This window comes from Sphingomonas telluris, from assembly GCF_022568775.1.
Lineage (GTDB): Bacteria > Pseudomonadota > Alphaproteobacteria > Sphingomonadales > Sphingomonadaceae > Sphingomicrobium > Sphingomicrobium telluris.
Genome location: NZ_JAKZHW010000001.1, coordinates 403,462 through 429,960, shown reverse-complemented (window position 1 = coordinate 429,960; position 26,499 = coordinate 403,462). Strand labels below are relative to the sequence as shown.

At 63.8% G+C, this 26,499-nt stretch carries 32 protein-coding genes; 11 read left to right on the top strand and 21 right to left on the bottom strand.

Going from position 1 to position 26,499, the window contains the following annotated elements:
* Nucleotides 1–56: 56 nt before the first annotated feature.
* The gene (locus LZ016_RS02210; RefSeq protein WP_241445562.1) at nucleotides 57–830 is read left to right on the top strand and encodes a dimethylarginine dimethylaminohydrolase family protein; all 774 of its coding nucleotides are present in this window, start codon (nucleotides 57–59) and stop codon (nucleotides 828–830) included.
* Here LZ016_RS02210 and LZ016_RS02205 read toward each other — a convergent pair.
* Both LZ016_RS02205 and LZ016_RS02200 read right to left on the bottom strand, forming a co-directional pair.
* Nucleotides 827–1,417, bottom strand: coding sequence for a DnaJ domain-containing protein (locus LZ016_RS02205; protein ID WP_241445561.1), 591 nt, complete (start codon nucleotides 1,415–1,417; stop codon nucleotides 827–829). The two genes, LZ016_RS02210 and LZ016_RS02205, sit on opposite strands and share 4 nt — an antisense overlap.
* Before the next feature lie 142 nt (nucleotides 1,418–1,559).
* Nucleotides 1,560–2,618, bottom strand: coding sequence for a fatty acid desaturase (locus tag LZ016_RS02200; protein WP_241445559.1), 1,059 nt, complete (start codon nucleotides 2,616–2,618; stop codon nucleotides 1,560–1,562).
* Nucleotides 2,619–2,760: 142 nt separating this feature from the next.
* Here LZ016_RS02200 and LZ016_RS02195 point away from each other — a divergent pair, with 142 nt between their 5' ends.
* Nucleotides 2,761–3,510, top strand: coding sequence for a ThuA domain-containing protein (locus LZ016_RS02195; protein WP_241445557.1), 750 nt, complete (start codon nucleotides 2,761–2,763; stop codon nucleotides 3,508–3,510).
* The gene (locus LZ016_RS02190) at nucleotides 3,507–4,763 is read left to right on the top strand and encodes a metal-dependent hydrolase family protein (RefSeq protein ID WP_241445555.1); all 1,257 of its coding nucleotides are present in this window, start codon (nucleotides 3,507–3,509) and stop codon (nucleotides 4,761–4,763) included. The genes LZ016_RS02195 and LZ016_RS02190 overlap by 4 nt, the downstream gene beginning before the upstream one ends.
* Before the next feature lie 21 nt (nucleotides 4,764–4,784).
* Here the strand turns inward: LZ016_RS02190 and LZ016_RS02185 are convergent, their stop codons facing one another.
* Together LZ016_RS02185 and LZ016_RS02180 are read right to left on the bottom strand one after the other, a co-directional pair.
* The gene (locus tag LZ016_RS02185; RefSeq protein ID WP_241447423.1) at nucleotides 4,785–5,771 is read right to left on the bottom strand and encodes an aldo/keto reductase; all 987 of its coding nucleotides are present in this window, start codon (nucleotides 5,769–5,771) and stop codon (nucleotides 4,785–4,787) included.
* A gap of 24 nt (nucleotides 5,772–5,795) precedes the next feature.
* The gene (locus LZ016_RS02180; protein WP_241445553.1) at nucleotides 5,796–6,071 is read right to left on the bottom strand and encodes a DUF167 domain-containing protein; all 276 of its coding nucleotides are present in this window, start codon (nucleotides 6,069–6,071) and stop codon (nucleotides 5,796–5,798) included.
* Nucleotides 6,072–6,114: 43 nt separating this feature from the next.
* On the opposite strand from LZ016_RS02180, the gene metC reads away from it, so the two are divergent.
* Nucleotides 6,115–7,299: a cystathionine beta-lyase gene (gene metC, locus LZ016_RS02175; RefSeq protein WP_241445551.1), complete on the top strand. Its 1,185-nt coding sequence runs from the start codon at nucleotides 6,115–6,117 to the stop codon at nucleotides 7,297–7,299.
* On the opposite strand, the gene LZ016_RS02170 is transcribed toward metC, so the two are convergent.
* The 6 genes from LZ016_RS02170 to LZ016_RS02145 all read right to left on the bottom strand — a co-directional run bounded on the left by LZ016_RS02170 (nucleotide 7,296) and on the right by LZ016_RS02145 (nucleotide 13,747).
* Complete coding sequence (locus LZ016_RS02170) at nucleotides 7,296–8,843, bottom strand: DHA2 family efflux MFS transporter permease subunit (RefSeq protein ID WP_241445550.1); 1,548 nt, start codon at nucleotides 8,841–8,843, stop codon at nucleotides 7,296–7,298. The genes metC and LZ016_RS02170 overlap by 4 nt on opposite strands.
* Before the next feature lie 9 nt (nucleotides 8,844–8,852).
* The gene (locus LZ016_RS02165) at nucleotides 8,853–9,929 is read right to left on the bottom strand and encodes an HlyD family secretion protein (RefSeq protein ID WP_241445549.1); all 1,077 of its coding nucleotides are present in this window, start codon (nucleotides 9,927–9,929) and stop codon (nucleotides 8,853–8,855) included.
* Nucleotides 9,926–10,369, bottom strand: a complete 444-nt coding sequence (locus tag LZ016_RS02160; RefSeq protein ID WP_241445548.1) for a MarR family winged helix-turn-helix transcriptional regulator — start codon at nucleotides 10,367–10,369, stop codon at nucleotides 9,926–9,928. Before LZ016_RS02160 ends, LZ016_RS02165 begins: the two co-directional genes overlap by 4 nt.
* A 137-nt stretch (nucleotides 10,370–10,506) precedes the next feature.
* Nucleotides 10,507–12,387: an asparagine synthase (glutamine-hydrolyzing) gene (gene asnB / locus LZ016_RS02155; RefSeq protein ID WP_241445547.1), complete on the bottom strand. Its 1,881-nt coding sequence runs from the start codon at nucleotides 12,385–12,387 to the stop codon at nucleotides 10,507–10,509.
* 5 nt (nucleotides 12,388–12,392) lie between these two features.
* The gene (locus LZ016_RS02150) at nucleotides 12,393–13,349 is read right to left on the bottom strand and encodes a class I SAM-dependent methyltransferase (RefSeq protein ID WP_241445546.1); all 957 of its coding nucleotides are present in this window, start codon (nucleotides 13,347–13,349) and stop codon (nucleotides 12,393–12,395) included.
* Nucleotides 13,346–13,747 carry an NAD-dependent epimerase/dehydratase family protein gene (locus LZ016_RS02145; RefSeq protein ID WP_241445545.1) on the bottom strand — a complete coding sequence of 134 codons (402 nt, stop codon included), beginning with the start codon at nucleotides 13,745–13,747 and terminating at the stop codon, nucleotides 13,346–13,348. The genes LZ016_RS02150 and LZ016_RS02145 overlap by 4 nt, the downstream gene beginning before the upstream one ends.
* Nucleotides 13,748–13,988: 241 nt before the next feature.
* On the opposite strand from LZ016_RS02145, the gene LZ016_RS02140 reads away from it, so the two are divergent.
* Both LZ016_RS02140 and LZ016_RS02135 read left to right on the top strand, forming a co-directional pair.
* Entirely contained in the window at nucleotides 13,989–14,405 is a 417-nt protein-coding gene (locus LZ016_RS02140) for a hypothetical protein (RefSeq protein WP_241445543.1), read from the top strand.
* Between the two features lie 130 nt (nucleotides 14,406–14,535).
* Complete coding sequence (locus tag LZ016_RS02135; RefSeq protein ID WP_241445541.1) at nucleotides 14,536–15,639, top strand: hypothetical protein; 1,104 nt, start codon at nucleotides 14,536–14,538, stop codon at nucleotides 15,637–15,639.
* Here the strand turns inward: LZ016_RS02135 and LZ016_RS02130 are convergent.
* Both LZ016_RS02130 and cysE read right to left on the bottom strand, forming a co-directional pair.
* Nucleotides 15,617–15,961 carry a DUF2794 domain-containing protein gene (locus tag LZ016_RS02130; protein ID WP_241445539.1) on the bottom strand — a complete coding sequence of 115 codons (345 nt, stop codon included), beginning with the start codon at nucleotides 15,959–15,961 and terminating at the stop codon, nucleotides 15,617–15,619. The genes LZ016_RS02135 and LZ016_RS02130 overlap by 23 nt on opposite strands.
* Nucleotides 15,958–16,665: a serine O-acetyltransferase gene (cysE, locus tag LZ016_RS02125; RefSeq protein WP_241445538.1), complete on the bottom strand. Its 708-nt coding sequence runs from the start codon at nucleotides 16,663–16,665 to the stop codon at nucleotides 15,958–15,960. The genes LZ016_RS02130 and cysE overlap by 4 nt, the downstream gene beginning before the upstream one ends.
* Nucleotides 16,666–16,822: 157 nt before the next feature.
* On the opposite strand from cysE, the gene LZ016_RS02120 reads away from it, so the two are divergent.
* The gene (locus LZ016_RS02120; RefSeq protein WP_241445537.1) at nucleotides 16,823–17,236 is read left to right on the top strand and encodes an alpha-isopropylmalate synthase regulatory domain-containing protein; all 414 of its coding nucleotides are present in this window, start codon (nucleotides 16,823–16,825) and stop codon (nucleotides 17,234–17,236) included.
* A 102-nt stretch (nucleotides 17,237–17,338) separates the two neighbouring features.
* Nucleotides 17,339–17,818: a hypothetical protein gene (locus LZ016_RS02115; RefSeq protein WP_241445536.1), complete on the top strand. Its 480-nt coding sequence runs from the start codon at nucleotides 17,339–17,341 to the stop codon at nucleotides 17,816–17,818.
* A 59-nt stretch (nucleotides 17,819–17,877) separates the two neighbouring features.
* Here the strand turns inward: LZ016_RS02115 and LZ016_RS02110 are convergent, their stop codons facing one another.
* Nucleotides 17,878–19,062: a TIGR03118 family protein gene (locus tag LZ016_RS02110; RefSeq protein ID WP_241445535.1), complete on the bottom strand. Its 1,185-nt coding sequence runs from the start codon at nucleotides 19,060–19,062 to the stop codon at nucleotides 17,878–17,880.
* A gap of 267 nt (nucleotides 19,063–19,329) precedes the next feature.
* Here LZ016_RS02110 and LZ016_RS02105 point away from each other — a divergent pair, with 267 nt between their 5' ends.
* A complete protein-coding gene (locus LZ016_RS02105; RefSeq protein WP_241445534.1) occupies nucleotides 19,330–19,560 on the top strand; it encodes a hypothetical protein in 231 nt (76 codons plus the stop codon).
* Nucleotides 19,561–19,672: 112 nt separating this feature from the next.
* On the opposite strand, the gene LZ016_RS02100 is transcribed toward LZ016_RS02105, so the two are convergent.
* From LZ016_RS02100 to LZ016_RS02085, 4 genes are all read right to left on the bottom strand, one after another.
* Nucleotides 19,673–19,942, bottom strand: a complete 270-nt coding sequence (locus LZ016_RS02100) for a hypothetical protein (RefSeq protein WP_241445533.1) — start codon at nucleotides 19,940–19,942, stop codon at nucleotides 19,673–19,675.
* A 132-nt stretch (nucleotides 19,943–20,074) separates the two neighbouring features.
* The gene (locus LZ016_RS02095) at nucleotides 20,075–20,272 is read right to left on the bottom strand and encodes a hypothetical protein (protein WP_241445531.1); all 198 of its coding nucleotides are present in this window, start codon (nucleotides 20,270–20,272) and stop codon (nucleotides 20,075–20,077) included.
* A 73-nt stretch (nucleotides 20,273–20,345) separates the two neighbouring features.
* Entirely contained in the window at nucleotides 20,346–20,597 is a 252-nt protein-coding gene (locus LZ016_RS02090) for a hypothetical protein (RefSeq protein ID WP_241445529.1), read from the bottom strand.
* Between the two features lie 3 nt (nucleotides 20,598–20,600).
* Nucleotides 20,601–21,116, bottom strand: coding sequence for a DUF1993 domain-containing protein (locus LZ016_RS02085; protein ID WP_241445527.1), 516 nt, complete (start codon nucleotides 21,114–21,116; stop codon nucleotides 20,601–20,603).
* Nucleotides 21,117–21,366: 250 nt separating this feature from the next.
* On the opposite strand from LZ016_RS02085, the gene LZ016_RS02080 reads away from it, so the two are divergent.
* Nucleotides 21,367–21,561, top strand: coding sequence for a hypothetical protein (locus LZ016_RS02080; RefSeq protein WP_241445525.1), 195 nt, complete (start codon nucleotides 21,367–21,369; stop codon nucleotides 21,559–21,561).
* 53 nt (nucleotides 21,562–21,614) lie between these two features.
* Here the strand turns inward: LZ016_RS02080 and LZ016_RS02075 are convergent, their stop codons facing one another.
* Nucleotides 21,615–22,133, bottom strand: a complete 519-nt coding sequence (locus tag LZ016_RS02075) for a carboxymuconolactone decarboxylase family protein (protein ID WP_241445523.1) — start codon at nucleotides 22,131–22,133, stop codon at nucleotides 21,615–21,617.
* Nucleotides 22,134–22,224: 91 nt separating this feature from the next.
* Nucleotides 22,225–22,767: a peroxiredoxin gene (locus LZ016_RS02070; RefSeq protein WP_241445522.1), complete on the bottom strand. Its 543-nt coding sequence runs from the start codon at nucleotides 22,765–22,767 to the stop codon at nucleotides 22,225–22,227.
* Nucleotides 22,768–22,888: 121 nt separating this feature from the next.
* On the opposite strand from LZ016_RS02070, the gene LZ016_RS02065 reads away from it, so the two are divergent.
* Nucleotides 22,889–23,860, top strand: coding sequence for a hydrogen peroxide-inducible genes activator (locus tag LZ016_RS02065; RefSeq protein WP_241445521.1), 972 nt, complete (start codon nucleotides 22,889–22,891; stop codon nucleotides 23,858–23,860).
* On the opposite strand, the gene LZ016_RS02060 is transcribed toward LZ016_RS02065, so the two are convergent.
* Nucleotides 23,790–24,077 (bottom strand): hypothetical protein, encoded by a 288-nt coding sequence (locus tag LZ016_RS02060; RefSeq protein ID WP_241445520.1) that lies wholly within the window; start codon nucleotides 24,075–24,077, stop codon nucleotides 23,790–23,792. The genes LZ016_RS02065 and LZ016_RS02060 overlap by 71 nt on opposite strands.
* A gap of 86 nt (nucleotides 24,078–24,163) precedes the next feature.
* Nucleotides 24,164–26,410 carry a catalase/peroxidase HPI gene (gene katG / locus LZ016_RS02055; RefSeq protein ID WP_241445519.1) on the bottom strand — a complete coding sequence of 749 codons (2,247 nt, stop codon included), beginning with the start codon at nucleotides 26,408–26,410 and terminating at the stop codon, nucleotides 24,164–24,166.
* Nucleotides 26,411–26,499: the final 89 nt, after the last annotated feature.

Below are 26,499 nucleotides of genomic sequence, written 5' to 3'. Positions count from 1 at the left end.
ACGCGAAGGGCGGTCCGGAGCTTCCGGGCCGCCCTTTTCGATTCTAGGCTGGTGCCATGCCCAAAGCTTTCACCCGCGCCGTGAGTCCGAAGCTTGCCGAATGCGAGCTGACCCATCTTCAACGTATGCCGATCGATGCGCAGAAGGCGGCGTCGCAGCACGAAGCGTATGAGAGCGCCCTCGAGGCATCGGGCTTCGAGGTCATTCGCCTCCCCGAACTTCCGCATCATCCCGACGGCGTGTTCGTCGAGGACACGGCGCTGCTCCTGGATGGTCATGCAGTGATCTTGCGGCCGGGTGCGGCATCGCGAGCGCCGGAGACCAGCTCGAGCGCCGAGGGCCTGGCGCCCCATTTCGAGCTGCATCGCATTGAGAGCGGTCACGTCGATGGCGGCGACGTCCTACGCATTGGCAAGACGCTCTACGTCGGCCTTTCGACCCGCACCGACGCGGAAGGGATTGCGGCCTTGCGTGACATCGTGCGCCCGACCGGTTTCGACGTGGTCGAGGCGAAGTTGAAGGACTGCCTGCACCTGAAGACGGGAGCCACTCTGGCCGGGCCGGACCGCAACGGATCTCAGGTCCTGCTGTTCGCGCCCGATAGCGTCGATCCTGCGCAGTTCGCAGGCATCGAGCCGATGGCGGTCGATGCCGAGGAACCGAACGGCGCGAACTGCCTTCGCGTCGGCCACCAGCTGATTCTACCGACCGGAAATCCGCGGACAGCCGCTCGCTTGCGCGATCGCGGCTTCCAGGTCGTGGAAATCGACGTCTCGGAGCTTCAGAAGGCCGAAGCCGGCGTCACCTGCATGAGTCTTGTCGAAAGCTAGGCTTGCGCTTCGCCCGGTTCCTCCGGGCTCGACTTCGCGATCATCAGTTTCTCCGCTCGCGTGCTCCGGGAAATGGAGATGACGTGGTCGATCCCTTCGATGGTGATCGCGAGCGTTCCATGCTCGGTGACCACGATGAACCCCTTTTCCTTCAAATACCACTTATGAAATTCAAAAGTATCATCGGAGCAGTTCAACAGCTTTTGAATATAAAATCCGACTACGCCCGCGTTCTGAGCGTTCTCCCGCCGCTTCTTGTAAAGGAACATAAGCATTCTCGCATGATCGTCTGCGTCAGTGAGAGCGCTTCGTACGTCTAGGTCGTCCTCGTCTCCCTGCGCGGAAAATTCCCATTCGTCCGGATTATTTTGCGAATGGAGAAGATCGTACTCGGCACGCTTGTCGGGATTGCGAAGGACTCGGTACGCCTCAATAATCCTGTTGAACTTGTCCGTATCAACCGTGCCTCCGTGGTCGGGATGATACATCTTCAGCAGGTCGTGATAGGCGCATTCCAGTGCCTTGGCGTCGCAACTGGGCTTGACGCGTAGAACTGAGTAGAAATCGACGAACGGTTGGTTGATCATCGCGCTTGCCCTCGACACCCATTGACGAGGAAACCTCGCCCAGGCGGAGGCGACAACCCGCCCTTCTCTTCAGTGATTTAGTTTTGCCGAAGTTTCGAATGTGCGCAATGGGGGAAAATCGGACTTGCGCCGCGCTGTCCCGTTATGCGGCGACCACATCCTTCATGCGCTCGGGCATCGGCCTTACGATGCGGTTGTGTAGCCCGAACTGCGGGCTGAACAGAACGTGGAAGAGCAGCTTCGTCCATGACCTATGATGGTAGAGATGGTCGTAAAATTCCGGAGCCGCTGCGCGAATTGCCGGCAGGCGTGACCACGGCACGTGCGGAAAATCGTGGTGCTCGTTGTGATAGCCCATGTTGAACGACAGCCTGTTCAGCGGACCGTAGTAGGAATAGGTCTCCTGGTCCTCGCGGAAGACGTAATGCTCCTGGATCCAGCGAGCGCCGACGGGGTGGACGCCCAATGAGAAGACCGTCGAGCTGAACAGGTAGGCGACAGGCCACCAGCCGAAGAGCCAGAGGATCGGCGCCATCGCGGCCGCCATCGCGGCGGCGTTGAACAGCACCCAGCCGTCGATGGTGCGCATCGCCTTCACGGTCGTAGGCCGGAGCAGCGCCTGCACCGCCCAGAACATGCTGAGCCACACGGTCTTGCGCCACCAGCTGTTGCCGACCCAGCGCGCTTCCTTCGACGTCGGCACGTCACCGTCGAGTCCCGGGATGCCGAGATATTTGTGATGCATCAGGTGGTAGTTGCGAAAGCCGATGGCTGCTGGAAACACGATCGCGACATTGGCGAAGATCGCTCCCAGCCGATTAGCCCTGGCGGTCCTGAAGACCACGTTGTGCGAATAGTCGTGGATCAGCACGAACAGCGCATGATTGGCGAAGGCGCCGATTACATAGGCCACAACGAGGATCGCCCACCAAGGCGCGTCGAGGACGGCCAGCGTGATCGCAATCGCCACTTGCAGTGCGACCAGCAGAACCGTCCATAGCGCCGACCATGCGTCGGGCTTGAAGAGGGTTCGCACTTCCGGATGCGCTGCCATTATTTGCTTTGCACGTTCGCCGTGAGGCAGCGGAGCATTGCTCTCCGCGAACGCCGTGCGACGTATCGAGACGACATTCCTCATCGCCTCGGGATTGCCCCCGACCGCAAGATGCATCGTCGAACCAACCGAAGCGGCGTGAGCCACGCGCCCCCCTCCTCCTAAAGCGAGGCTTCAAGGTTAGTGCGAGCCAACAACAATGAGCATCCGGGCAAATCCTTAGCCACGACGCTTAACTCCGCTATCGTCTGCTTGGCGATGCTGCGGTTTTGCGCATAGGCTGGCCGCCATGCGTCACCTGATCCTGTTCCTGATCGCCATGCTCGTCGCGGCTCCGGCGGCGGCGGCTCCGGCACCCGCACGTGGCGGGGCCATCCTCATCTATTCGGGCACCACCGGTTTCCGGCACGATTCCATTCCGGCGGGCATCAAGGCCGTCAGTGGGATGGCGGCGCGGCGAGGCCTTCAGGTCGTCGCGAGCGAGGACCCGCAGGTCTTCTCGGCCTCCAGCCTCAAGCGGTTCCGGGCCATCGTCCTGCTGAGCTGCACCACCGATCCCAAGAATCCGGCGTCCGAATGGCTGGTCGGCGATCGCCGCACCGCCTTGCAGCAGTTCGTCCGGCAAGGCGGCGGGATCGTTGCCATCCACGCTGCAGCCGACTCCCACTACAATTGGCCGTGGTACACGCGGCTGATCGGTGCTCATTTCGCTCGGCATCCAGCGGGGACTCCGAAGGGAACGGTTACCGTGGTCGCCCCGTCAGATCCGGCGGTTCGTGGCCTGACCCGCTCGATCCAACGCACCGACGAATGGTATTATTTCGACGACTACGACCCAATCTCGAAAGTGCTGGTCACGCTCGATCCCGCGACGATTGGGGAGAAGGACACCAACCCCAACCCGATGGCCTGGACGCGCCAGATCAACGAGGGCCGGGTCTTTTACACGGCCATGGGCCATACGGTGGAAAGCTACTCGGACCCCTGGTTCCTCCAGCTTGTCGGCAATGGCTTGGACTGGGTACTGAAACGCAGATGATCGGACGCCTGCTCGCTCTCGCGCTGGTCGCCGCCACATCCCCGGCCCTCGCCGAGACGTTGGTCCTGAAGCCCGCGCGCGTGTTCGACGGCGTCGATCCACGGCCTCATGAAAACTGGTCGGTGCTCATCGAAGGAGACCGCATTGCGGCCGCGGGCCCCTCGGTGACGGCTCAGCCCGGAGCACGTGTCATCGAGCTTCCTGGGATGACCCTCATGCCGGGCATGATCGAGGGACATTCGCACCTCTTCCTTCACCCGTACAACGAGACGCTCTGGGACGACCAGGTCCTCCACGAACCGCTGGCGCTGCGCACCGCCCGGGCCGTCGTCCACGCCGAAAAGACGCTGAAAGCTGGCTTCACGACCGAGCGCGACCTCGGCACCGAGGGCGCGGGCTTTGCCGACGCAGGACTGAAGAAGGCGATCGATGAGGGCATCGTCCCCGGCCCTCGCCTGCTCGTCGCCACCAAGGCCATCGTCGCGCGCGGCGCCTACGGACCGAAGGGCTTCGAAGCTGGCGTGGCCATCCCGCAGGGAGCGCAGGAAGTCGCGGGGGTCGACGAGACGATCCGTGCGGTTCGCGACCAGATCGCCGGCGGCGCGACGGTCGTCAAATTCTACGCCGACTATCACTGGGGCAAAGGCGAGCCGACGCTGGCAACGCTGTCGCAGTCGGAGCTCGACGCAGGCGTTGCTGCCGCCCACGACGCCGGACGCGAAGTCGCGGTCCACGCTACGACGCCAGAAGGAATGCGACGCGCAGTCCGCGCCGGCGCCGACACGATCGAGCATGGCTACGGCGGGACCGTCGAGGTCTTCCGCCTCATGAAGCAGCGCGGCGTAGCGCTATGCGCGACCCTCGCCGCCTCCGAGGCCTATGCCCGATATTTCGAGAAATGGGACGGCCGGGAGCCGGCGCCTGAAAGCGTCCAGGAAAACCGCCGCTCACTCCAGCTGGCGAGAAAGGAAGGCGTTGCGATCTGCATGGGCGGCGACGTTGGCGTTTACACGCACGGCCAGAACTGGCTGGAGATGGACGCCATGCAGCGCACCGGAATGCCCGCAGCGGACGTCCTCATCTCCGCCACCTCCGGCAACGCCCGCATCTTCCATCTAACCGACCGCGGAGCAATCCGCCCCGGGCTTCTCGCCGATCTCGTCGCCGTGGAAGGCGATCCGACCCGCGACGTTACCACAGTCCGCAACGTCAGACTGGTCGTCAAAGGAGGAACGGTTGTCGTCGCTCCCTGACGATCGTCCGATACCGACGCCCTAGAGGTTCACCGTCTCCATGCCGCGCTCATGATAGCGCTCGCCCGCCGCCGCTCCCGGCGGGAGGATGGCATCGAGGCGCTGCAGGTCTTCATCAGTGAGGCGAACCTCGAGCGCGCCAATATTCTCGTCGAGATAGCGGACGTGCTTGGTGCCCGGGATCGGGACGACGTCCTCGCCCTGCGCCAACACCCAGGCCAGCGCGAGTTGCGCTGTCGTGCAGCCCTTCTCGCGCGCCATCGCCTCGACCTCTCGGACCAGCGCGATGTTCTTCGCGAAATTCTCGCCGGTGAAACGCGGATGGAAGCGACGGAAATCGTCATCGGGGAAATCATCGGGCGACTTGATCTGACCGGTCAGGAACCCACGGCCAAGCGGCGAATATGCGACATACCCGATGCCCAGTTCGCGGACCGTCGGAAGCACCTCCGCCTCCGCATCGCGGCTCCAGAGGGATAGCTCCGTCTGCACGGCCGAGATCGGATGCGTCTCATGCGCCTTCCGGATCGTGTGGGGCGCCGCCTCGCTGAGGCCGAGGAAGCGGACCTTCCCCTCCTCCTTCAGGCGCGCCATTTCACCGACCGTATCCTCGATCGGCACGTTCGGATCGACGCGGTGCTGGTAGTAAAGATCGATGGTTTCGACGCCGAGACGCTTCAGGCTCGCCTCGCACGCGGAGCGTACATATTCCGGGTCGCCCTTCACGCCCAGGAACTCGCCTTGCGGCCCACGCACGTTGCCGAACTTGGTGGCGAGGAAGACCTGGTCGCGGCGGTCGCGGATTGCGCGGCCGACCAGCTCCTCGTTCTTTCCGACGCCATACATGTCTGCGGTGTCTAGGAAGGTCACGCCTCGTTCGATCGCGTGATGGATCGTAGCGATCGATTCCTCTTCGCTGCCCGAGCCGTAGAATTCGCTCATGCCCATGCAGCCGAGGCCGATGGCCGAAACCTCCGGACCGTTGCGGCCGAGCTGCCTCTTGGGGATTCCAAACATGGGCGTTCTCCTTTTTCAGCCGCTCAGGCGGCGGCGCGCTTCTTTCGCCTCAAATGGGATCGACAGGCGCTTGTGACGACTGGTCTGGCCAGAAATTATCGACAGTTCCGAACGGCTGATCCCAAGCGCGTTCGCAAGCAGCCGCAGCACGGCTTCGTTCGCCGCTCCATCCGCAGGAGCTTCTGCCACCCGAATTTCGAGCTCTTCGCGACCGTCGGCGCCAGTCCGCCATGCGCCAAGCCCCGGCTTCGCCGAACGCGGCGTAACCCTGACGGCAATATGATCCGGCACCCTCTCTTCCCCTCGCGAACATCGTTGCGCTAGGCTTGTCGCAATGAGCGACGATCGGCCCAAGCACCCCGACACGAAACTCGTTGAAGCCGGTCGGCGCAAGGACTGGCTTCGCGGGATGGTCAACATTCCCGTGTCGCGCACCTCGACGGTCCTGTTCGATAGCATTGCGGACATGCACGCCGCCTATCCGCCCAAGGACGGCCGGCCAAGCTACGGGCGCCACGGAACCTGGACCCAATGGGCGCTGGCCGAGGCACTGACGGAGCTCGAGCCCGGAGCGGCCGGCACGCGGCTGTTCCCGTCCGGATCGGCAGCGGTGGCGATCGCCCTGACGAGCGTCCTCTCGCCCGGCGACGAGTTGCTGATGGTCGACAGCGTCTATGAGCCGACGCGCCATTTCTGTGATCGCGAACTGAAGCGGCTCGGCATCGCTACCCGCTATTACGATGCACTCGCTACTCCGGAGCAGGTTGAGGGCCTGATTTCGGATAATACGCGCGCGATCTTTCTGGAGAGCCCCGGTTCGCTGACCTTCGAGGTCCAGGATGTGCCCGGCATTTGCGCCGTGGCGAAGGCGCGCGGCCTGACCACATTGATCGACAACACCTGGGCGACACCGCTGTTCTTCCAGGCGATCGGCAAGGGCGTCGACCTGTCCATCATCTCGGTCAGCAAATATATTTCCGGCCATTCCGACTTGATGATGGGGTCGGTTACGGCAGCGCCTTCTCGTTGGGCGCAGCTGACCCGGACGGCGAGCGCTTTCGGCCAATATGTCAGCCCCGACGACGCGTATCTCGCAGCGCGTGGGCTGCGGACCCTCGGAGTGCGCCTTCGCCAGCACGAGCTCGGAGCGATGAAGATCGCGCATTGGCTGCAGCACCAGCCGCAGGTCGGACACATCCTCCATCCGGCCTTGGGCGAAAACCCGGGTCACCAATTCTGGAAACGGGATTTCACCGGCGCGTCCGGACTGTTCGCATTCTCGCTGGTCGGAGGCGACGAGGCTGCGCGCGACCGCCTGATCGAGCGGCTGGAGCTGTTCGGCATCGGCTACAGCTGGGGCGGGTTCGAGAGCCTGGCCGTTCCGGCGGACGTCGACTCGCTACGGACGGTCACGAACCGGGATTACGGCGGACCGCTGGTCCGGCTGCACGTCGGTCTCGAGGATCCGGATGACCTCATCGCGGATCTCGCGAACGCCCTGGCGCTCTACCCGAATTAGTCCATCGCGACCGGCGGGCCGCCGCCGCCCTGCTGGCCCCGCTTCATGAGAAGCAACAGCGGCAGGACCGCGAACGTCACCAGCATCATCAGCTTGAAGTCGTCGAGATAGGCAATGAACAAGGCCTGCCGCGTGACTTCCGCGTTCATGATCGCGAGGGCGACGTCCCCCTGAGGCGCGATCGTCTGCAGCAAAGTGGGGTCGGCCGTCGGAATGGTCTGGTCGGTGACGTGGCTAGCGATGTCGGCGTGTGCGACCTGCGTCATACGCACGAGCTGCGCGCTGACGACCGAAATGCCCACGGAGCCGCCGATGTTCCGCGACAGGTTGAGCAGCGCCGCCGCGGTCGTGCGCATCTTCGGAGCAAGCGTCTCGAACGCGAGGCTCTGAAGGGGCACGAAGATTAGGCCAAGACCCAGGCCCTGGACGACGCCGCTCATGATGACCGGCCGCGACGGCTGGTCGATGGCAAAGCCCGTCATCATCCACAGCGAGACGCCCATCAGCGTCACGCCGATGCCCACCAGCACTCGGGAATCGATCTTGCCGACCAATCGGCCCGCGAGCAGCATGGAGATGAGCGTGCCGACGCCGCGCGGCGCGGTCAGGAAGCCCGACTGCAGCACCGAATAGCCGTAGAGGTTCTGAAGCAGCGGAGGCAGCAGGGCGAGGCCCGCAAGAAGCAGGACGCCCGTTACCGCCATGAACAGAAGGCCCGTCGAGAAATTGCGGTCCGCGAACATCGAGCGCTCGAACAAGGGGTTCTTTGCCGTCGCGATGTGGACCACGAACATCCAGGCGGCGGACACGGCGAGCCCGAGCTCGATGATGATCTCCCAGCTCTGCAGCCAATCCTTCTGCTCGCCGCGGTCCAGAAACATCTGCAAGGCGCCGAGGGCGATCGCGAGGAGCGCGAAGCCAAAGATGTCGAAGCTGCGCTTCAGTGTCTCCGTCTTGGGCATGTAGCGCAGCATGACGAAGGTGCAGATGATCCCAACCGGCAGGTTGACGAGGAAGACCCAGCGCCAGTTGTAATTGTCGGTCAGCCAGCCGCCGAGCACGGGTCCGAGGATCGGGCCGATCATCACGCCGCCGCCGAACAGGGCCATCGCCTGCCCGTGCTTCTCACGCGGATTGATGTCGAAGAGCGTGGCCTGCGCAAGCGGAACGATGAACGCACCGCTGACGCCCTGAAGCGCGCGGAAGATGACCATCTCCGTCAGCGATGTCGCCATCGCGCACAGCACCGAGGCGACGGTGAAGCCGACGACGCTGATAAGCAGCAGCCGCTTGCGCCCGACCCGGTCCGCCAGCCAGCCGCTGATCGGCAAGGCGATGGCGGACGCGACGATGTAGCTGGTCAGCACCCAGTTGATGCTTTCCTGCGTCGCGCTGAGGCTGGCCTGCATGTGCGGCAGCGCGACGTTGGCGATCGTCGTGTCGAGCACCTGCAGCAGAACGGCCATCATCACGCCGACGGTGACGATGATCCGTTCCGCAGGAGGAAGCGGATGACTGGCTACGTTTGCTGGCGTGTCGGCCAATGCCGGGTCCTACTTGTCCAGGTAGACGGTCACCGTGGACGACAGGCCGGCGATCATCGGCTTCTTTGGGTCGCCGTCGAAGGCTATCCGCACCGGCACGCGCTGCGTGACCTTCACCCAGTTTCCGTTGGCGTTCTGCGCCGGAAGGATCGCGAACTCGCTGCCCGTCCCCGCGCCGACGCTCTGCACGTGCGCCGGGAAGTCGATGCCCGGATAGGCGTCGATCTCGATCTTGGCCTTCTGGCCCGGAACCATCGTGCCGACGTCCTTCTCCTTGAAGTTGGCTTCGACCCAGGTGTTGTTGTCGTGGACGACGGACACCATGCCCAGCCCCGTCACAGCCATCTGGCCCACCTGGAGGCGGTCGGCGTTGGCGACCTGACCGTCCATGGGTGCGCGCACTTCGGTGCGCCAAAGGTCGAGGCGCGCCTTGTCGATGGCCGCCTGAGCCTGCGCGATCGACGGCTGCTCACCCGGAGCGATTGCCGCGTGAGCGTTGTTCGCACGGGCCCGCGCATCGGCAAGCTGGGTCTCGGCCGTGCGAACCTCGTTCATCGCGTCCTCGTAGTCCGCGCGTGTCGTGAAGCCCTGCTTCAGGAGCGCCGCCTGACGGGCGAAGGCGTTCTGCTGGATCTTCAGGTTGGCGGCGGCGCCTGTGATGTCGGCGCCCGTACCCGCGGCCTGAGTCCGCAGCTGCGTTGTGGATAGCTTGGCCGCGGCGAGCTGTGCCTGCGCCTGCTCCAGCGCGACGCGATAGGGCTCGGGATCGATGCGGAAGAGGAGGTCGCCACGTTTGACGCGATCGCCGTTCTTCACGCGCACATCGATAATCGGCCCGTTCACCTGCGCGCTGACGGAAACGATGTCCTGCTTCACGGCCGCATTGTCGGTCGACACCGATCCGGCGCCCGCAAAGAAGTAATAAAGGATGGCGCCCACTACCAGCAGCGGGACGATCAGCATCATTGCGATGCGCACGTACGAGCGGCGCGGCTTTTCGACGACGACGTCGTTGGCGACCTGCGAAACGTCCTCAGGCGTTTCGACCTGGGATCCCTTCATCTTCTCGGATCTGATCTCGTTCATTGGTTCGCTGCCTTTTTCACCGCCTCGGCGGCGCACAGATTCTCTCGGATCTTGCTGAGCGTTCCTCGCATCACATTGAGGTCGCTGGGATTAATGTCGGCAAAGGCCTCGGCGACGAGTTGCTCCGCCAGCTCGCGCAGCTTCTCGACGAGCGGCTGTGCCTGCGCGGTAACCTGAAGTCGCCAGGCCCGGCGATCGGCCGGATCGGGCGTTCTTTCGACGTGACCGGCCTCTTCGAGGCGGTCGATGATGCGGCTCAGCGTGATCGGCTCGACATCGAGCATGTCGGCCAGCTCGACTTGCCGGAGGCCCGGCGTGCGAGTGAGGCGAAAGAGCACCTTCCACTGTGCACGCGTGACACCGAGCGTCGCTGCGCGTCGGTCGAACGACCGCCGCATCGCATGCGCCGTCTCAGCAATCTCGTAGGGCAGGTTTTCCATAGGCCTGCATATAATAAGCTTGCTTACTATTTCAACCTAGCGAGCCCGCGTTTGTTCCCCCTTCTGCGGCCAGTTCGGGATTAGCGGAGGCGGTGGAGCTCATGATCTCCAGCCGATCCAGAGACGGATCATCGCCGTCATCCTGCGTAGTGAGAAAGCCATTGATTGGCGTTGAGCAGCGACCAGATGGCGAGGCGGTTGTTGTGCTTGCCCTCGACGTGCTCCTCGACGATGCTGCTGGCCTCTCCGTAATCGAGATAGTCGTAGAGCGGCGCGCTCTTGTCGAGCAGCGTCCTCCGCACGAAATCGATGCTGTCGCCCTTGAACCAGCTCGCGTCCGGGGCCGAGAATCCCTGCTTTTCCGCTTCGACGATCTCCGTCGGCACGTAGTTCGCCATTACGTCGCGCAGGATCTGCTTCCCGTCCTTCGTCTTCTGGAAGAAGCGGTTCTGCTTGCCCCCGGGCTCGTTCTCGTTGAGCCGCACGACCTCCGAGAGGTTGTTGAGCTTCAGCTTCACCGGGCAGCGCATGGCAAACTCGACGAGGTCGTTGTCGAGGAAGGGCACTCGGCTTTCCAGGCTGTGCGCCATGCTGAGCTTGTCCTCGACGACCAAGAGTCCGTGGAGGAAGGTCTTCGCCTCGAAGTAGAGCGAGTGGTTGATGTAATCCTCGGGCCCGCGCGGCCCCTCGCCATTGTTGGCGAAGACGTTTCGGAAGATCGCCCTAGTATCGACGTCGTCGACGTCGCCGGCGATGGGCCGGAACAATCGATCGAGCCGGTCATCGTCTACCAACCGCTGCCAGAAGCCGTAGTATTTGCGAACATAGTCGTCGAAGCTGTCGTTCACGACCGCGCGGTAGTAGCGCCACGGATAGCCGCCGAAGAGCTCGTCGCCGCCGGCGCCGCTCAGCACCACTTTCACGAAACGGCTTGCGAGCTTGGCGGCATAGAAGTTCGGATAGCTCTGCCCGACGCGCGGCTCTTCCAGATGCCAGGCGAGCGACGGCATCGCCCGCTCCATGTCGCCGGCCTTCAACACCATCTCGTAATGCTCGGTCTTGAAGCGGTAGGACATGGCCTCCGCCTTGGCGCGCTCGTCGAAACCGAGCTCGATGCCCGATGCTGACGACAGGTCGAATCCGCAGGTGAAGGTCTTCAGGTAGGGGAAGGACTTCGCCGCGACCGCGGTGATCGACCCGGAGTCCATGCCGCCTGAGAGATAGCTGCCAAGTTCGACATCGGTGACCAGCTGCCTGGTCACGGCCTGCTGAAAAAGTCGGTCTAGTTCTTCGCGATATTCCGCCGCGTCCGTCGGATGATCGGGCTCCCGGAAGTCGAAATCCCAATACTGCGTGTGCTGCAACTCCGGCTCGCCGTCCCGCAGGTCGAGCACCGCGAAATGGCCTGCCGGAAGCAGGCGCACTCCCTCGACAAGTGTTCGATCGGTAAAAATGTTCTGAAAGGTGAAGTATTCCCGAAGCGCCTTGCGATCAGGCCGGACAGTGAACCCCGGCACGGCCGTGATCGCCTTCTGCTCCGACCCGAATGCAAGGCTGCTTCCGAACCGTGCAATGTAGAGTGGCTTGATCCCGTAGCGGTCGCGAGCAAGCAGCAACTGGCGGGTCTTCCGGTCCCAGAAGGCCAGCGCGAACATGCCGTTCAGCCGGTCGAACGCCTTCGTCCCCCACTCCGCCAATGCGTAGAGCAGCACCTCGGAATCCGTCTTCGACCGGAACCAGTATCCCGCCGCCTCGAGCTCCGCCCGCAACTCCCGGAAATTGTAGATCTCGCCGTTGTAGCTGAGCACGTAGCGGTGATCGGCGCTGAGCATCGGCTGATGCCCGGCGGGCGACAGATCGATGATGGCCAGCCGCCTGTGCGCGAACCCGATATTGCCTTCCGTCCAAAAGCCCTCGCCGTCGGGGCCGCGATGGGCCACGGCGTCCGACATGCGCTGCAGCACCGCGGGGGACACCGGCGATTGGTCGAAATGAACGAGGCCCGCGATTCCGCACATTGCCGTTACTTCACGAACCGGCCCGTGTGGCACGCTTCTTCGGAGTGCAGGAACTCGGGCCGAAAGCCTGCGCCGGCGAGCATGTCGACGAACTCCTCGCGCGAATACCGAAACGCCAGCGACGGCGAGTACCAGTCGAAGTTGATCATCTTCGACGCTTCGAACCCATGCTCGGGGTTCCAGAAGCACTTCACGAAATTCCAGTAGATAAAGCGCTGCAGGTCTTGCCTCCCGCCCTTGATGCCGAGAGCGGGCATGTCTGGGACCTCTATCTCGGCATTCAGCTCCGACAGGGTCTTCCCAAGCTGTGTCAGCTGGTCCGCCAGCGCCCAGATTTCGTCCTTGGAGAGCTGCTGCGAATAGCTGCGGAGATGCTCGTCGAGCAGCTCGCGAGGCAGCGCCTTCTTCGCATAGACGTAGGTGTTGAGGTTGCCGGCGGCCGCCAGGATCCGCGCGAACTCCTCGACCGTGTCCGGCGGGGACTTGGTGTGGTGAAGCACCTGGTCGCAGCTGATGAAGTCGAATACGCCATCCGCGAACGGCGTAGTGGCGATGTCGCCCTGCACCGCGATGAGGTTCGGCAGATGCCCGTAGCGCTTTCCGGCGAGCACTGCCGCGTCGGTGAGGTCCATCGCGACGACGGTCGTATCCGGCGCCAGCCGAGCGAACCAGGCGGCTTTGTATCCCGGCCCGCAGCCCGCATCGAGGATCACCCTGCGGCTGCGCAGGAAGTCTGCGAACTCGGCTTCGTTCGCATAGCCGTAGCAGCGCAGGTACCATTCGTACTGGAACTGCTTCCAGCCCTCGGTGTCCTCCGGATCCTGCTCCAGCGAGCCCCATTTTTCCGAGAAGGCCGCCTTGGTCTGCACTTCCTCGGCGTGGTCGCCGGCATGGGAAGCATCCCAGATACCATCGCGGAACGGCACGTCCCTCGCGAATAGCCGCTCCGGCGCAGCCTTCATGCAGCCGCCGCCTGGCGCCGCGCGTCCACCTCCCCCTTGTGCGATGCCCGCCAGGCGATGAGCCGCTGCAGGCCCTCACGGAGCGGCACTTCGGCGACAAAGCCGATCTCATCGGCCGCGCGCTTCGGGCAGCCGATGCGGTTGCGAACCAGGGTCGCGGAGCTTCGCGGTGCGTACTGGACCTGGCGGGTCGTGCCGGTGAGCTCGATCAGAAGCTCGGCAAGCTCTTTCAGCGACGTGCGCCGCCCGGTGCCGACATTGTAGAAGCGGTCGGTCGCATCGGCCTGCATCGCCCGCACGTTCGCCAGCCCGCAATCCTCGACCGCGACGAAGTCGAACGCTTCCGACCCGTCCCCGAGCACCGTTGGGTTCTCGCCTCGGTCGATCGCGTCGAGCATGGAGCATACGCTCCGTACCGGATGAAGTGGAGCCGGTCGACCGGCCTGACAACAAGTTTGCCGGCATCGGCGATTCACCAGGAGCGCGCGCCAAAACAACCACGGCTTCAAGGCCTTAGGGATCCAACTGCTGACCTTGCAAAAAGCCCGTCCTGCTCGGCAACCCTCGCTGGTAACTTGCGTTTCATCCATTGCGGTGCAAGTAGTGTCCACACCGGACAGGTGTCGCAGGAGAATCGCCGTGAAGGTTGGGTTCCGGAACTACACAGCGGCATTTCTCGCAGCGTCGATGCTTCTGAGCTCGGCTGCTACCGCTGCACCGCGCACTGTCGATCCCCTCGTGGCCCTCAGCGTCTTCGGAACGGCAGAGTCTCGCGCAGCCGTTTGCGCTGCTGGTGCGCAGGCCGCTGCCGCCGCAGGTGCTGCAGTTGCGGCCCAGGGTGCCGCCGGAGGCTGCGTGCTTCCGGCCGTCGACGCTCCGCCGCCGCCCGCGCCGGCCAGCACCGAAGTCATTCCGCCGGCAGCGCCGGTCGTCGCCAGCAGTGGCGCGGCCATCTGGCCGCTGTTCCTTGGCCTCGCCGCGATTGCCGCCATCGCTGCCGTCGTTCTCACCAAGGACAACGACAACGGGCATATCGACCTTCCGGTCAGCCCTTAGTCAGAACACAATCGTCTGATCCGAGCCCGCGCAGCACCCGCTTCGCGGGCTTTCCGGTAGGTGCCTCGTTTCCACTGTATTGACACAGTAATACACCACGCGTACATCTGCCGGTTCAGGGAGCACAGGCATGTACAGTCAAACCGAGATCGACGAGGCGGTCGCCGCGGGTGCAATCAGCCCCGAAGCTGCCACCGCATTGCGCGCTCATATCGAAACCCAGCGGCATCTTCCGACGCCGGACGAAGAGCAGTTCAGGCTCATCACCGGCTTCAACGACATCTTCGTGTCCATCGCGGCGGCCATCATGCTTTTCGCGGTGGGATTCATCGGTCAGTGGATCGGCCAGCACAGCGGTCTGGTCTTGGAAGATGGTCCATCGTTCCTGGCGCCGCTGCTCGTTGCGGCAACCAGCTGGGGCCTCGCCCTCTTCTTCACGGCGAAGAGGCGGATGGCATTGCCCTCCATACTCCTGCTGCTGTCCTTCGTTTTCGGTGTCCTCGCGACCGCGGGGATGGTCCTGGCACTTGCCATTGGCCCCGCCGCCCTCGAGAACAATCCGCAAGTCGCGGCGATCGTCGGCGCGGCGTCGGCAGCCATCGCAGCCATCGCCGCCTGGCTGCACTGGAGAACCTTCCGCGTGCCAATCACGGTTGCTGCGGGCGCGGCTTCCGTCGCCGGCATCGCCGTCGCGCTTCTGATCGCCGTGCTTGGCGAGAACGTCGAGCAGGCCAAGAACCTGGTCCTCGGCTTCGTGCTGCTGCTCGGCATCGGCACGTTCCTCTTCGCCATGTGGTGGGACAGCTCCGACCGTGCACGCCTCACGCGCCGCTCGGACGTCGCTTTCTGGCTCCACCTGCTTGCGGCACCGATGATCGTGCATCCGATCTTCAGCCTGCTCGGCCTCAACGATGGCAACGCCACGATCGGCGAGGGCCTCGTCGTGATTCTGCTCTATGTCGTCATTGGTCTGACCGCTCTGGCCATCGACCGTCGCGCATTGCTGGTGTCGGCGCTCGCCTACGTGCTGTTCGCGCTAAACCAGCTGTTCGAGCGATTTGGAGCGGTCGAGCTGAACGTCGCGCTGACCGCCTTGGTCATCGGCTCCGCGCTGCTGATGCTCTCGGCCTTCTGGCACCAGGCCCGGGTGCTGGTCGTCCGTCCGCTGCCGGAGAGTCTGCGGGCTCGCCTGCCGCTGATCGATCGGAGGTCTATTCCTCAACCAGCCGCATGAGCCGGCGCTCGAGCGGGGCAAGGATGTTCGCGAGTTCGTGACCCCGCTTGAGCACGATGCCGTGCTCGCTGACCAAGGCAAACGCCCCCTGCTTCGTCCGCAGCTCGGGGCGTTTTTCTATGCGCACCTCGGGGCGTTCAGAGGTTCGGCGATAGGCGGCGAAAACCGCAAGGTCCGGACTGAGCCTGATCGCATAGTCGCGCCAGTGACCGGCGGCGACCATCCGGCCGTAGAGGTCCAGGATGCGATTGAGTTCGCGACGGTCGAAAGTAGCAATCGCGCGCCGGTCCCTGCCGTTTGGGAACGGCGCGATGACGCTCAAGCGCTTTTCGCCTTGGGCGCCGGCTGCCGCGCAGCCTTCAGCGTCCTGATCTCGTTACGAAGCTCTTCGATCTGCTCCTCGAGCTCCACCAGGCGCGCGCGGCCCGGATCGCAATCCTCGCCGCAGGGTGTGCCATAGGCGACGAAGCCGGGGCTGTAGTGGACCGTGTCGACCGGCACCGGCCGCGCGGGAATGCCCACGACAGTGGCTCCGGGGGCAACGTCCTTCGTTACGACGGAATTGGCGCCGACCTTGGCCCCCTGGCCCACCTCAATCGGGCCGAGCACCTGCGCTCCGGATCCGATGACCACGCCGTCGCGGATGGTCGGATGGCGCTTGCCGCCGATCCCTGTGGACGGGTTCGTGCCGCCCAGCGTCACGTTCTGGTAGATCGTGACGTCGTCGCCGATCTCGGCGGTCTCGCCGATGACGGTGAACCCATGGTCGATGAAGAAGTTGCGGCCGATCTTGGCGCCGGGGTGAATGTCGATTGCCGTCAGGAAGCGCGCGATATGGTTCACCAGACGCGCCAGGAAGTAGAGCTCGCCGCCCCACAGCCAATGGCCGATGCGATGAAAACCGAGCGCGATCACGCCCGGATAGAGCAGGACTTCCCACCGCGACCGCGCTGCCGGGTCACGTGCCTTCACCGAGTCCAGGTAGGACAGGAACCCGGGGGCTACCTCGATCTGTTTCTCTTCCACCGCGGGACAATTTAGGTCCGCCGGGCCGCGATTGAAAGCTTATTGGGCGACAAAGGTTCACGCGCTGGCCTTGGGATGAGGCGCGCGCGCCGGTTTGGGCTTCGTTCGGCGCGACCGTTGGCGTACGATGACGCGGCTTCCCCGGAAGGCAGAATGAATGAGCGACGCGACCATCACGAATGAACGAACCGACCTCGGCAAACCGGACGTCCGCGACTGGAAACTGCGCCGGATCGATATCCGCTCGCCCGTGCTGAAGGATGCCTGGCCGGTTGCACGCCTGGAGCTGGAGCACCCCGTTCGCGGCCGGGTCACCGACATCGGCACCGCACCGGGCGCGTTTGATGCGGCCTTCATCGCCGCGAGCCATATCGTCGGCGTTCGCCCGCACCTGCTTAGCTACAACGTCCGCTCCGGGACCGCAGGCGAGGAAGGCGCGCTGCCGATCACCATCGAGGTCGAGATCGAGCTCGACGGACGGAAGTTCGCGGGCCGTAACTCAGGCCTGGACCTCGTGCGCTGCTCGCTCGAGGCCTGGCTCGACGCCATCGCCAAGTCCGACGAGGACTAGGCCGAAACTGCCCACTCCGCAGCGCCTGCCAACAGGCGTATAGCGCGCCGTCACCGCCTTGAGTCGGGGGCGGCGGCCTGTCCTGGATATGGGGAGAAGGCCATGAATGGACTTTCGAAATTCGCATTGGTTGCAGCGAGCCTGGCTTTCGCCATGCCGCAAGTCGCGAGCGCGGCGGAGCTGAACGCCAAGCTGTGGAACGGGACCTGGCACCTCAACGCGGCGAAGTCGAAATTCGCCTCGTCCGCGAAAGAGAAGAGTGAGACGCGGACCTACAGCGTCGAGGGCGACAAGGTGAAGATGAAGTCCAGTTCCAAGGACCCGGCCAGTAAGGAACTAAACTTCAGCTATTCGGCGGGCTATGACGGCAAATCGTACCCGATGGTGGGGAACCCCAACGCCGACAGCATCTCGCTTAAGGTCGTCAGCGAGCGCGAGGTGAAGGCCAGCTCCAAGCTTCACGGCAAGCCGTCGGTCGAATCCACGGCTACGGTTTCGCCTGACGGGAAACACCTGACGATCAAGCGGCATATGGTCAGAATGAAGGGCGCGCCGACGGACGTGCTCGAGTTCGACAGATAGGCAGAGATACGCCGCGCGGGCCTAGTCGCCTGCGCGGCGTAGTTACCGAGCTCCAATCCTCACGCGAGCTGGCGCAAGGTCGTCTCCGGCCGCCTCCGCCGGCGCATCGCGAAGCCGACCGCTCCGAAGCCCATCAGCATCGTCGTCCAGGTCCCGGGCTCCGGCACCGAGTTGAGCTTTCCGAACAGGCCGTGCTCCTCGTCGCCGATGCCGGCGGTGAAGAAGACCGCGCTAGAGTCAAAGCCGGAGGTCGATGACCGCGTCCCCAAAGCCCACAGATAAGGCACGTTGAACGGATCGGACCCGACCATCAGCATGCCGAGGTAGGTTCCGTCGCTCGCGAACGCGTTGATGAAGCCGTCCTCCTCGGCGAAATTGCCAATCAGGATCGCATTCGCGAACTCATCCCAGCTGCCGGGCGCCTGTGTGACGCCCCAGGGCGACAGGACGTTATTCGTCAGGTCCGCAGTGACGAACCGGTCGAGGAAGATACCGTCGGTCGTGAACCTGTCGACGATGCCGGTGCCAAGCGCCTGTTCGTCGGCCTCCGGTCCTCCCAGCGCGTAGGTCACGTAAAGCGTGCCATTGACGTTCGCGACGTTGAACGGCGAATAGCCGTCCGGCAGGCCTGGATCCACAAAGCTCCCGCCCAGCGTGGCAGGCTGGAAGTTCGCGTCGAACACGTCGATCGAGCCTCCGGCATTGTTCGCCGCGTAGAGGAAATTCCCGCTGCCGTTATTGCCGGTGGCCAGGCCTGTGTAGACCGTTCCCTGCGAAGCGGGCACGGCGACAAGGGCATTGGTGGGGTTAACCGTCGGGTTCCAGCCCGAGATGCTGCCGTCGAGATTGGCGAAGATGAACCGCGCCGGATTGTTGGTCGTCAGCTGGAAGTCGTTCGTCCCGTTGAACACCTGTCCCGTCGGACCGCCGTTGCCGGGGATCGACACGACGAGCGCCTGCGGAACCCCGGCGCCGTTGTAGAGCGTCGACTTCGCCGTACCCTGATCCGAGATCCAGAACGGGCTCGTGTTCGAATAGCTCATGCCCCAGGGGTTGATGAGGTTGGCGTCCACGTTCGCGGCCGGCTCGTAGCCGAGGCTAGTGAGGAAGACCTGATCGTCCGTCGTCAGGTTAGTCTGAGCGACGGCCTGGCAAAGAGCTTGAGTGGAAATGGGAAGCGCAAGAGCGAATGCGGTGGCGCACGTCACCGTCCGCAAGCGCGCTCTGTCGAAACGTAGGCGCATGACATCCTCCTACGAAGATCGTCGCCCCTGTCCGCTCGCAGTTTCTTGTCTCGTAGAGCCGGAGTCGCGTACGGCTGCGCGCCCAATATCACTTTTGATGTCGAAGTTGAACTCGGCGGCCACTGGCAGGAATGGTGGAAAGCGGATATGTCCGGCCCGCCGAGCTCAAGCGCGCTGACGACTAGCCCCAGTCGTTCCGGACTCGACACAAATACCTAATCCACATCACGTTGCGGAACGAAGCGTCCGCGCACCCGCTTCGCCTTCATGCCGACATTCCGAGTCACTGTCGTAAACTCCGAGTTCAGCGCGTGGGAAGAGCACGATCTTCCGTCCCTGGATGCCGCGAAGAAGCAGGGCCGCAAGGCCGCGCTCGCGATGGGATCGGACGAGGTGCGCCGGGGAAAGGCATTCTTCGGCGCCGAAATCCTCGTGGAGGCCGATGGAGACCTCGCTAGCAGGTCGGTTGTCTCAATCGGGACTTCGCCGCTGCAGTGAGCAACCCGTTTAGAGAAGCTCCGCGGGGCCCGGTGGCCGCGGGCTGCTGAAGCTCCCCGGCTGACAGTTGCAGGAATGGATGAAAAGCGGACACCCCGATAATGGGGCTATCTCAGTCGGTCTTGGTCGCGTCTGTTACGTTTTGATCGTGGCCGCTTTTGTCGCTGAAAAATGCGGCAGCGAATAATCCGCAGCCAAGCAACACAGAGAAGAACACTCCCACGACCGTAGCGATTACCATGTTCTTTTCGAGATCGCCGGTGAGCGACAAATAGGTCAACGCACCGATCACCATCACCACTCCGACGACGGCGATGATCAGTACGGTCCGCTTGAACTCGGCGACGGCGTGAGCGTGGTTTTGGATTGGCATGAACGCCATGTAGAGATGCCTCCCTCAGCCCGCCAATTGATTGAGTTCGTAAGTGTTATCGACGGGGTGATCACCTTCCACGTTGGTCATTCAATGTGAGGGATGGCAGCGCCGGCTGCGCCGCCATCCCTGCCTGCTTTCTTAGCGTGTACTGACTTCGACCCCGCGCGCGAGGCGATCGGCATTCGCCAGCCTCGCAGCGACGCGGTCGCGCACTTTCTTGCTCACGCGGAAGCTGACGCTCTTCGTGCCGAACTCGCCGCGGACCTGGCCGGCCTCGTTCACTCGCAGTTCGAAATTTTCGCCCGTCTCCAAGACTACGCTGGTCAGGCGGATCATGTCGCCATCAGCAACAGTACTATATTCATACGTATTGCCTTCGAACTCGAAAGAACTCTGCGTTTTGCAGACCTCAAAGATCCTGCATCAGGTCCATGAAGTTGCGAGCGGCCTCACGCTCTTGCGGGTCCTCGAAGACAGCATCGAGGTCGGGGGATGCTCCCAAGGTGTGGAGGAGAGCCCACAGGGCAAAGCGCTCGCCGGCGTCCTTGGTGAGGCCGAGATCGACGAGCATGTGCTCGATCCCGGCCTCGAACGCGGCCGGCGCGACCTCCTCGAGGTTGCTCGTCCCAAAATAGCGGCGGATCTGGTCGTCGAAATTCATGGCTTAGGCCGTGATGCTGGGCGGGCCGAGATGCTGGAGGAAATCGGGCTTGCCCAGCGACACGCCGGCATTGCGCAGGATCGCGTAGGCGGTCGTCGCGTGAAAGAAGAAATTGGGAAGCGCAAAACCGGTCAGGTACTCCGCGCCGGTCCATCGATAGCCTTGGCCGTTGGGGAATTTGAGCTCGACTTCGCGCGCCTCGCTGCCGGTGAGCGATGCCGCGTCGAAGCCGTTGAGAAAAGCGATCGTCTTGTCGCAGCGCTCCCGCAGGTCGGCGAAGCTCTGTTCCGTGTCGGGCATTGAGGGCGCCTCGGTTCCCGTCAGCCGAGCGAGCGCATTCTTCGCCGAGTCCGAGGCCATCTGATACTGCGCCGGCAAGGGTCTCATGTCGGGCGCGAGCCTCGCTTCGAGCAGCACTGCCTCGTCCTTCTCCGCGGCCGCCTTGTCGAGCCATGCACGCATGTCGGTCAGCGTGTTCACGAACACCGGCACCGAAGCAGTCCACATGTTGAAGTCCATGGCCGTTTCCTCGCTCGCGAACCGTTAGATCACCGGATGTCGAAGCGTCCGGCAGTAGACACCCTCTATGGCGGGCTGGCCCGTGTCCGCAATGGGTGGAAAGCTGCCACTAAACCCCATCGCCCAGCCTCAGAAATCGAAGACGATCGGAACTCTCGAAGGCACGAGGTCCCGAAACAGGGTGAAATTCTCGCAGGTGTCGCAGCCTTCCGGCCGTCCCAACGTTGTTGCCTGGCAAGCGAGGTATCTCGTGGGTGTCGATCCATATGATGTTGGGAGCGCTTTGGCGCTCTTTCTGGGCGTGCTGATGGTCGTCGCTGGACTGCGCGGCCGTAAGCGCGGCTATGCGCGGCGTCTCGAAGGCTTTGCCCTCCTCTCAAGCGCCGTCGCCGTGATCGGCTTGGCGGCCATCACGTTCGGCACTTACGGCATTCTCAAAGGGTAAGTGTCGCGAAGTTCTCGCGGCCTAATGTCCGCAATGGGTCAAAGGCGGACTGCCTAAAGCGTAGCGTGTACCGTGGCGACGGCCTTCAGCACTGCGCCGATGCGCACGGCCGACTGGATCGTTTCCGGCTTCACGCCATGCTGCAGGAGCACGCGCTCGTGGCTCTCGATGCACATGCCGCAGCCGTTCATGGCGGAGACGGCGATACTGAACAGCTCGAAGTCTTCCTTGGCGATTCCGTGGCTGCCGATCAGGTTCATGCGCAGCTTCGCCGGCATCGTGCCGTATTCGGGGTTCGCGACCAGGTGCACGAAGCGGTAGTAGACGTTGTTCATCGCCATCAGCGCCGCCGCACCGCGCGCCGCGTTGGCGACCTTCTCGTCCAGCTTGCCTTCGATCTCCGCCTCCGCGGCATCGACCAGCGGCTTGTATCCGGAGCCGTGCGCGCAGGAGAGGAGTAGCCCGTTCTTGCGCTCTTCGCCAAGCGTCTGGTCGTTGAGGATCGACGACAGGTTCAGCCGCAGGTCCTTGGCGTATTCGGGAAGCGCGTCGGCGAATGCCTTGAGGGACATGAATTCAAACTCCTGCATCGGATAAATTTGGGGCGCGGAAACGGCGAGTCTCCGCGCCCCGAGAGGTCTGCTGCGAGCAGCGGCAAGGGGGCTAAGCCGCCGGGCGCAGCACCTCTTCTCCCTGCGACCAGTTGCACGGGCACAGCTCGTCGGTCTGGAGCGCGTCGAGGATGCGAAGCGTCTCCTGCGGGTTGCGGCCGACGTTGAGGCCGTTGACCGTGACATGCCGGATCACATTGTCCGGGTCGATGATGAAGGTGGCGCGGAAGGCGACGCCCTCGTCCTTGGCGAGAATGCCGAGAGCTTCAGCGAGCTCCTTCTTGTTGTCGGCGATCCACGGGAAGTCCGCGGCGGCCAGGCGCTCGTCCGACTTGCGCCATGCGAAGTGGACGAAGTCCGTGTCCGTCGACGCGCCGATCAGGTCGGCGTCGCGGTCGGCGAAGTCGCTCTTCAGCTCGCCATAGCCCTGGATCTCGGTCGGGCAGACGAAGGTGAAGTCCTTCGGCCAGTAAAAGAGGATCTTCCAGCGGCCATTGCTCTGGCCGAGGTCGAGCGTCTCGCCGGCAGGAAGCGCCGAGGTACCCTGCTGGACGGGAACCTTGATGGCGGGAAGCTTGTCACCAACGGTCAGCATTCAATTCTCCTTACGATTACGCTTGTTGCACTGCAGTGATCTCGTGTTGCACCGCGGCATCTAGGAAGCTGGCCTCAATCGTTCAAGTCGATTATATCGATTGGATTGATTGGATTTATCGATGACCGTTCATCTCCCCACGATCAAGCAGCTCCAGTACCTCGTAGCGCTTCGCCAGCACGGTCATTTCGGCAAGGCCGCGGAGGCCTGCTTCGTCACGCAGTCCACTTTGTCCGCTGGCCTTCGCGAGGTGGAAAACCTGCTTGGCGTGACCCTCGTCGAACGCACCCGCCGAGTGGTCCGTTTCACCCCGCTCGGGGCGCGGATCGCGGAAAAGGCACTGCGCGTCCTTCGCGAGGCGGAAGAGCTCAGCGACATGGCGCGGGCGGAAGGCAAGCCGCTGCACGGGGAGTTGCGGCTGGGGGTCATCCCTACCATCGCGCCTTTCTTGCTCCCGGCGATGCTGCCGCGCCTGCGCGACCAGTGGCCAAACCTGAAGCTCTTCCTGCGCGAGGAGACCAGCCAGGCCGCTTGCGAGGCGCTGCAGCGCGGGCAGCTCGACTGCGTGCTGCTCGCCCTCCCCTTCGCATGCGGCGACGTCGACAAGGCGCCGCTGTTCGACGACCGCCTCTACGTCGCCTTCCCGCGTGGCGAGGCGCCTCCGGAACCGACCATCGATCCCGGCAAGATCGACGAGAACCGGCTGCTCATGCTCGAGGACGGCCACTGCCTGAAGGACCACGCGCTGTCCGCCTGCAACCGGCCGGAGCTGCGCGCCGAAGCCGCGATGCTAGGCACCTCGCTCCACACGCTCGTGCAGATGGTCGACAATGGCCTCGGCCTGACCTTCGTCCCTGCCATGGCGATCGACGCCGGCATCCTCGACGGGACTCGCGTCGATGCTCGGCCGTTGAAGTCGGATCACGGCTTCCGCCGCGTGGCCTTGATCTGGCGCCGTTCGAGCCCGCGCGAAGAGGAATTCCAGCTGCTCGCGGACACGCTCCGCAAAATCGTGAAGGACGTTATTCCAGGCCTAGAAGCCAGCGATCGAGTGCCACGGCCCGAACGCGAGCCTCAGGCAGCGTCCGGTTAAGCCGGGCGCGGTTCTTCATAATCCATTTGAGGCAAGTGAGCTGGCTGTCGAAGGCCGGGAAGCTGTCGCGGTTCGCCCGCAGCGTTCGTCCGTCGACGAGATAGCGCGCGCCGGAGCGACAGCCGCGCGCCGCAATCCAGTCCCGGTGCGGTGCCACGACCGCGGGCACCCAATATTGCCTCGTCGGATCGAGGCCGTTGATCTCCGACTTATGCATTGGGCTCTCCCTTCCCAACACGTCATCGGCCGCCGCGGCGGGCGGGGGGGGGTGGGGAGTGACGTCCCGCCGCGGCGACCGAAGCCTTATTTCGCCATTTCAGGCTCTGCGATGCCGATCGGCTCGTCGGACTTCGTCTTCTGCGGAAGATCGAAGCGATCGGCGTTCATCACTTTGGTCCACGCCTTGACGAAGTCGCGGGCGAACTTCTGCTCGCCGCCCTTCTGGGCGTAGACTTCGGCCACGCTGCGAAGCTCCGCATTGGATCCGAAAATGAGGTCGGCACGGGTCGCGCGCCATGTCTCGCCGCCGCTTGCGCGATCGGTCGCGACATATTCCTCGTCGCCCGAACCATCCACCGCTTTCCAAACATTGGTCATGTCGAGCAGATTGACGAAATAGTCGTTGGTCAACGCTCCCGTCCGCTTGGTGAAGTGGCCGTGCTGGCTGCCGCCGTAATTGGCGCCGAGCACGCGCAGGCCACCGACGAGGACGGCCATTTCCGGCACGGACAAGCCCAGGAGGGCAGCGCGGTCGAGCATCATCTCCTCGGTCTTCACGCGGAGCTTCTTCGGCAGATAGTTGCGGAAGCCGTCCGCCTCCGGCTCGAGCCACTTGAAGCTGTCTGCGTCGGTCTGCTCCTGCGTCGCGTCGCCGCGGCCGCCGGTGAAGGGCACCTCGACGCTCTGGCCGGCGTCCTTCAGCGCCTTCTCGACGCCGACCACGCCGCCGAGCACGATAACGTCGGCCATCGACAGGTTGCCACGCAGGCCGTCGAGCGTCTGCAGCACCTTCGCGAGCTCGGCCGGTTCGTTGACGTCCCAATCCTTTTGCGGCGAGAGGCGAATGCGCGCCCCATTAGCGCCGCCGCGATGGTCGGACTTGCGATAGGTCGACGCCGACGCCCACGCCGTTTTCACCAGCTGCTGAACGGTCAGGCCGCTACTTGCGATCTTCGCCTTCACCGCTGCGACGTCGGCATCCGACGGCATGTTCCCGGCCGGGATAGGATCCTGCCAGATCAGGTCTTCGGCGGGGACCTCCGGGCCGAGGTAGCGAGCCTTAGGCCCCATGTCGCGATGCGTGAGCTTGAACCAGGCGCGCGCGAAGGCGTCCTTGAACGCTTCGTGATCGTTGCGGAATTTCTCCGAAATCTTGCGGAATTCGGGGTCCATCTTCAGCGCCATGTCGGCGGTGGTCATCATCGTCGGGACCTTCTTGGAAGGGTCATGCGCCGCGGGCGCCATGTCCTCTTCCTTCTGGTTGATCGGCTGCCACTGCTGAGCGCCTGCGGGCGAGTGGACGAGCTCGTAATCGTAGTCGAGCAGCAGGCGGAAATAGTTCTCCGACCATTGCGTCGGGGTGTTCACCCACGACCCTTCGATGCCGCTGGTCACGGTGTGCTCGCCAATGCCGCCATGCTCCTCGCCACTGACCCAGCCGAAGCCTTGCGCCGCAAGGTCGCCGCCCGCCGGCGCAGCGCCGAGCGTCGAGGGATCGCCATTGCCGTGCGCCTTGCCGAACGTATGGCCGCCGGCGGTCAGCGCGACGGTCTCCTCATGGTTCATCGCCATGCGCTCGAAGGTCGCCTTGATATCGCGGGCTGATTTCAGCGGATCGGGATTGCCGCCGGGACCTTCCGGATTGACGTAGATGAGACCCATCTGGATCGCGGCCAGTGGACCGTCGAGATCCTCAAGCCCACGCTCCTCGTCGATGCGGGTCTGAACGCCTTCGTTCACCCACTTGTCCTCGTCGCCCCAGTAGGTGTCCTTTTCCGGCTCGAAGACGTCGGCGCGGCCCCCGCCGAAGCCGAACACCGGGCCGCCCATGGATTCGATCGCGACGTTGCCGGCCAGGATGAACAGGTCGGCCCAGCTGATATTTTCGCCGTACTTCTGCTTGATCGGCCACAGCAGGCGGCGCGCCTTGTCGAGGTTGCCGTTGTCCGGCCAGCTGTCGAGCGGAGCGAAGCGCTGCTGCCCGCTGTTTGCGCCGCCGCGGCCGTCGCCGGTGCGGTAGGTGCCGGCCGCATGCCAGGCCATGCGGATGAAGAAGGGTCCGTAATGTCCGTAGTCGGCCGGCCACCAGGGCTGGCTATCGGTCATCAGCGCCGTCAGGTCAGATTTCAGCGCTTGATAGTCGAGCTTCTTGAAAGCCTCGGCATAGTTGAAGTGCTCGCCCAGAGGATTCGCGGGACCGTTCGGCGCTAGGATGTCGACCGCGAGCGCGTCCGGCCACCAGTCGCGGTTTTGCCGCCCGAGAAGCGCGCGGACGCCACCGTCACCATGACCCATCGGGCATCCACCCATATCGCCAGTCTTCGCGTCCATGTCGTGCCTCTCCCAATCTGGAATGTGGGGCAGACGCTAGGCTCGCTCGCTGAACGGCGGAAACGATGAATCTTTGTCAGTAACAATGG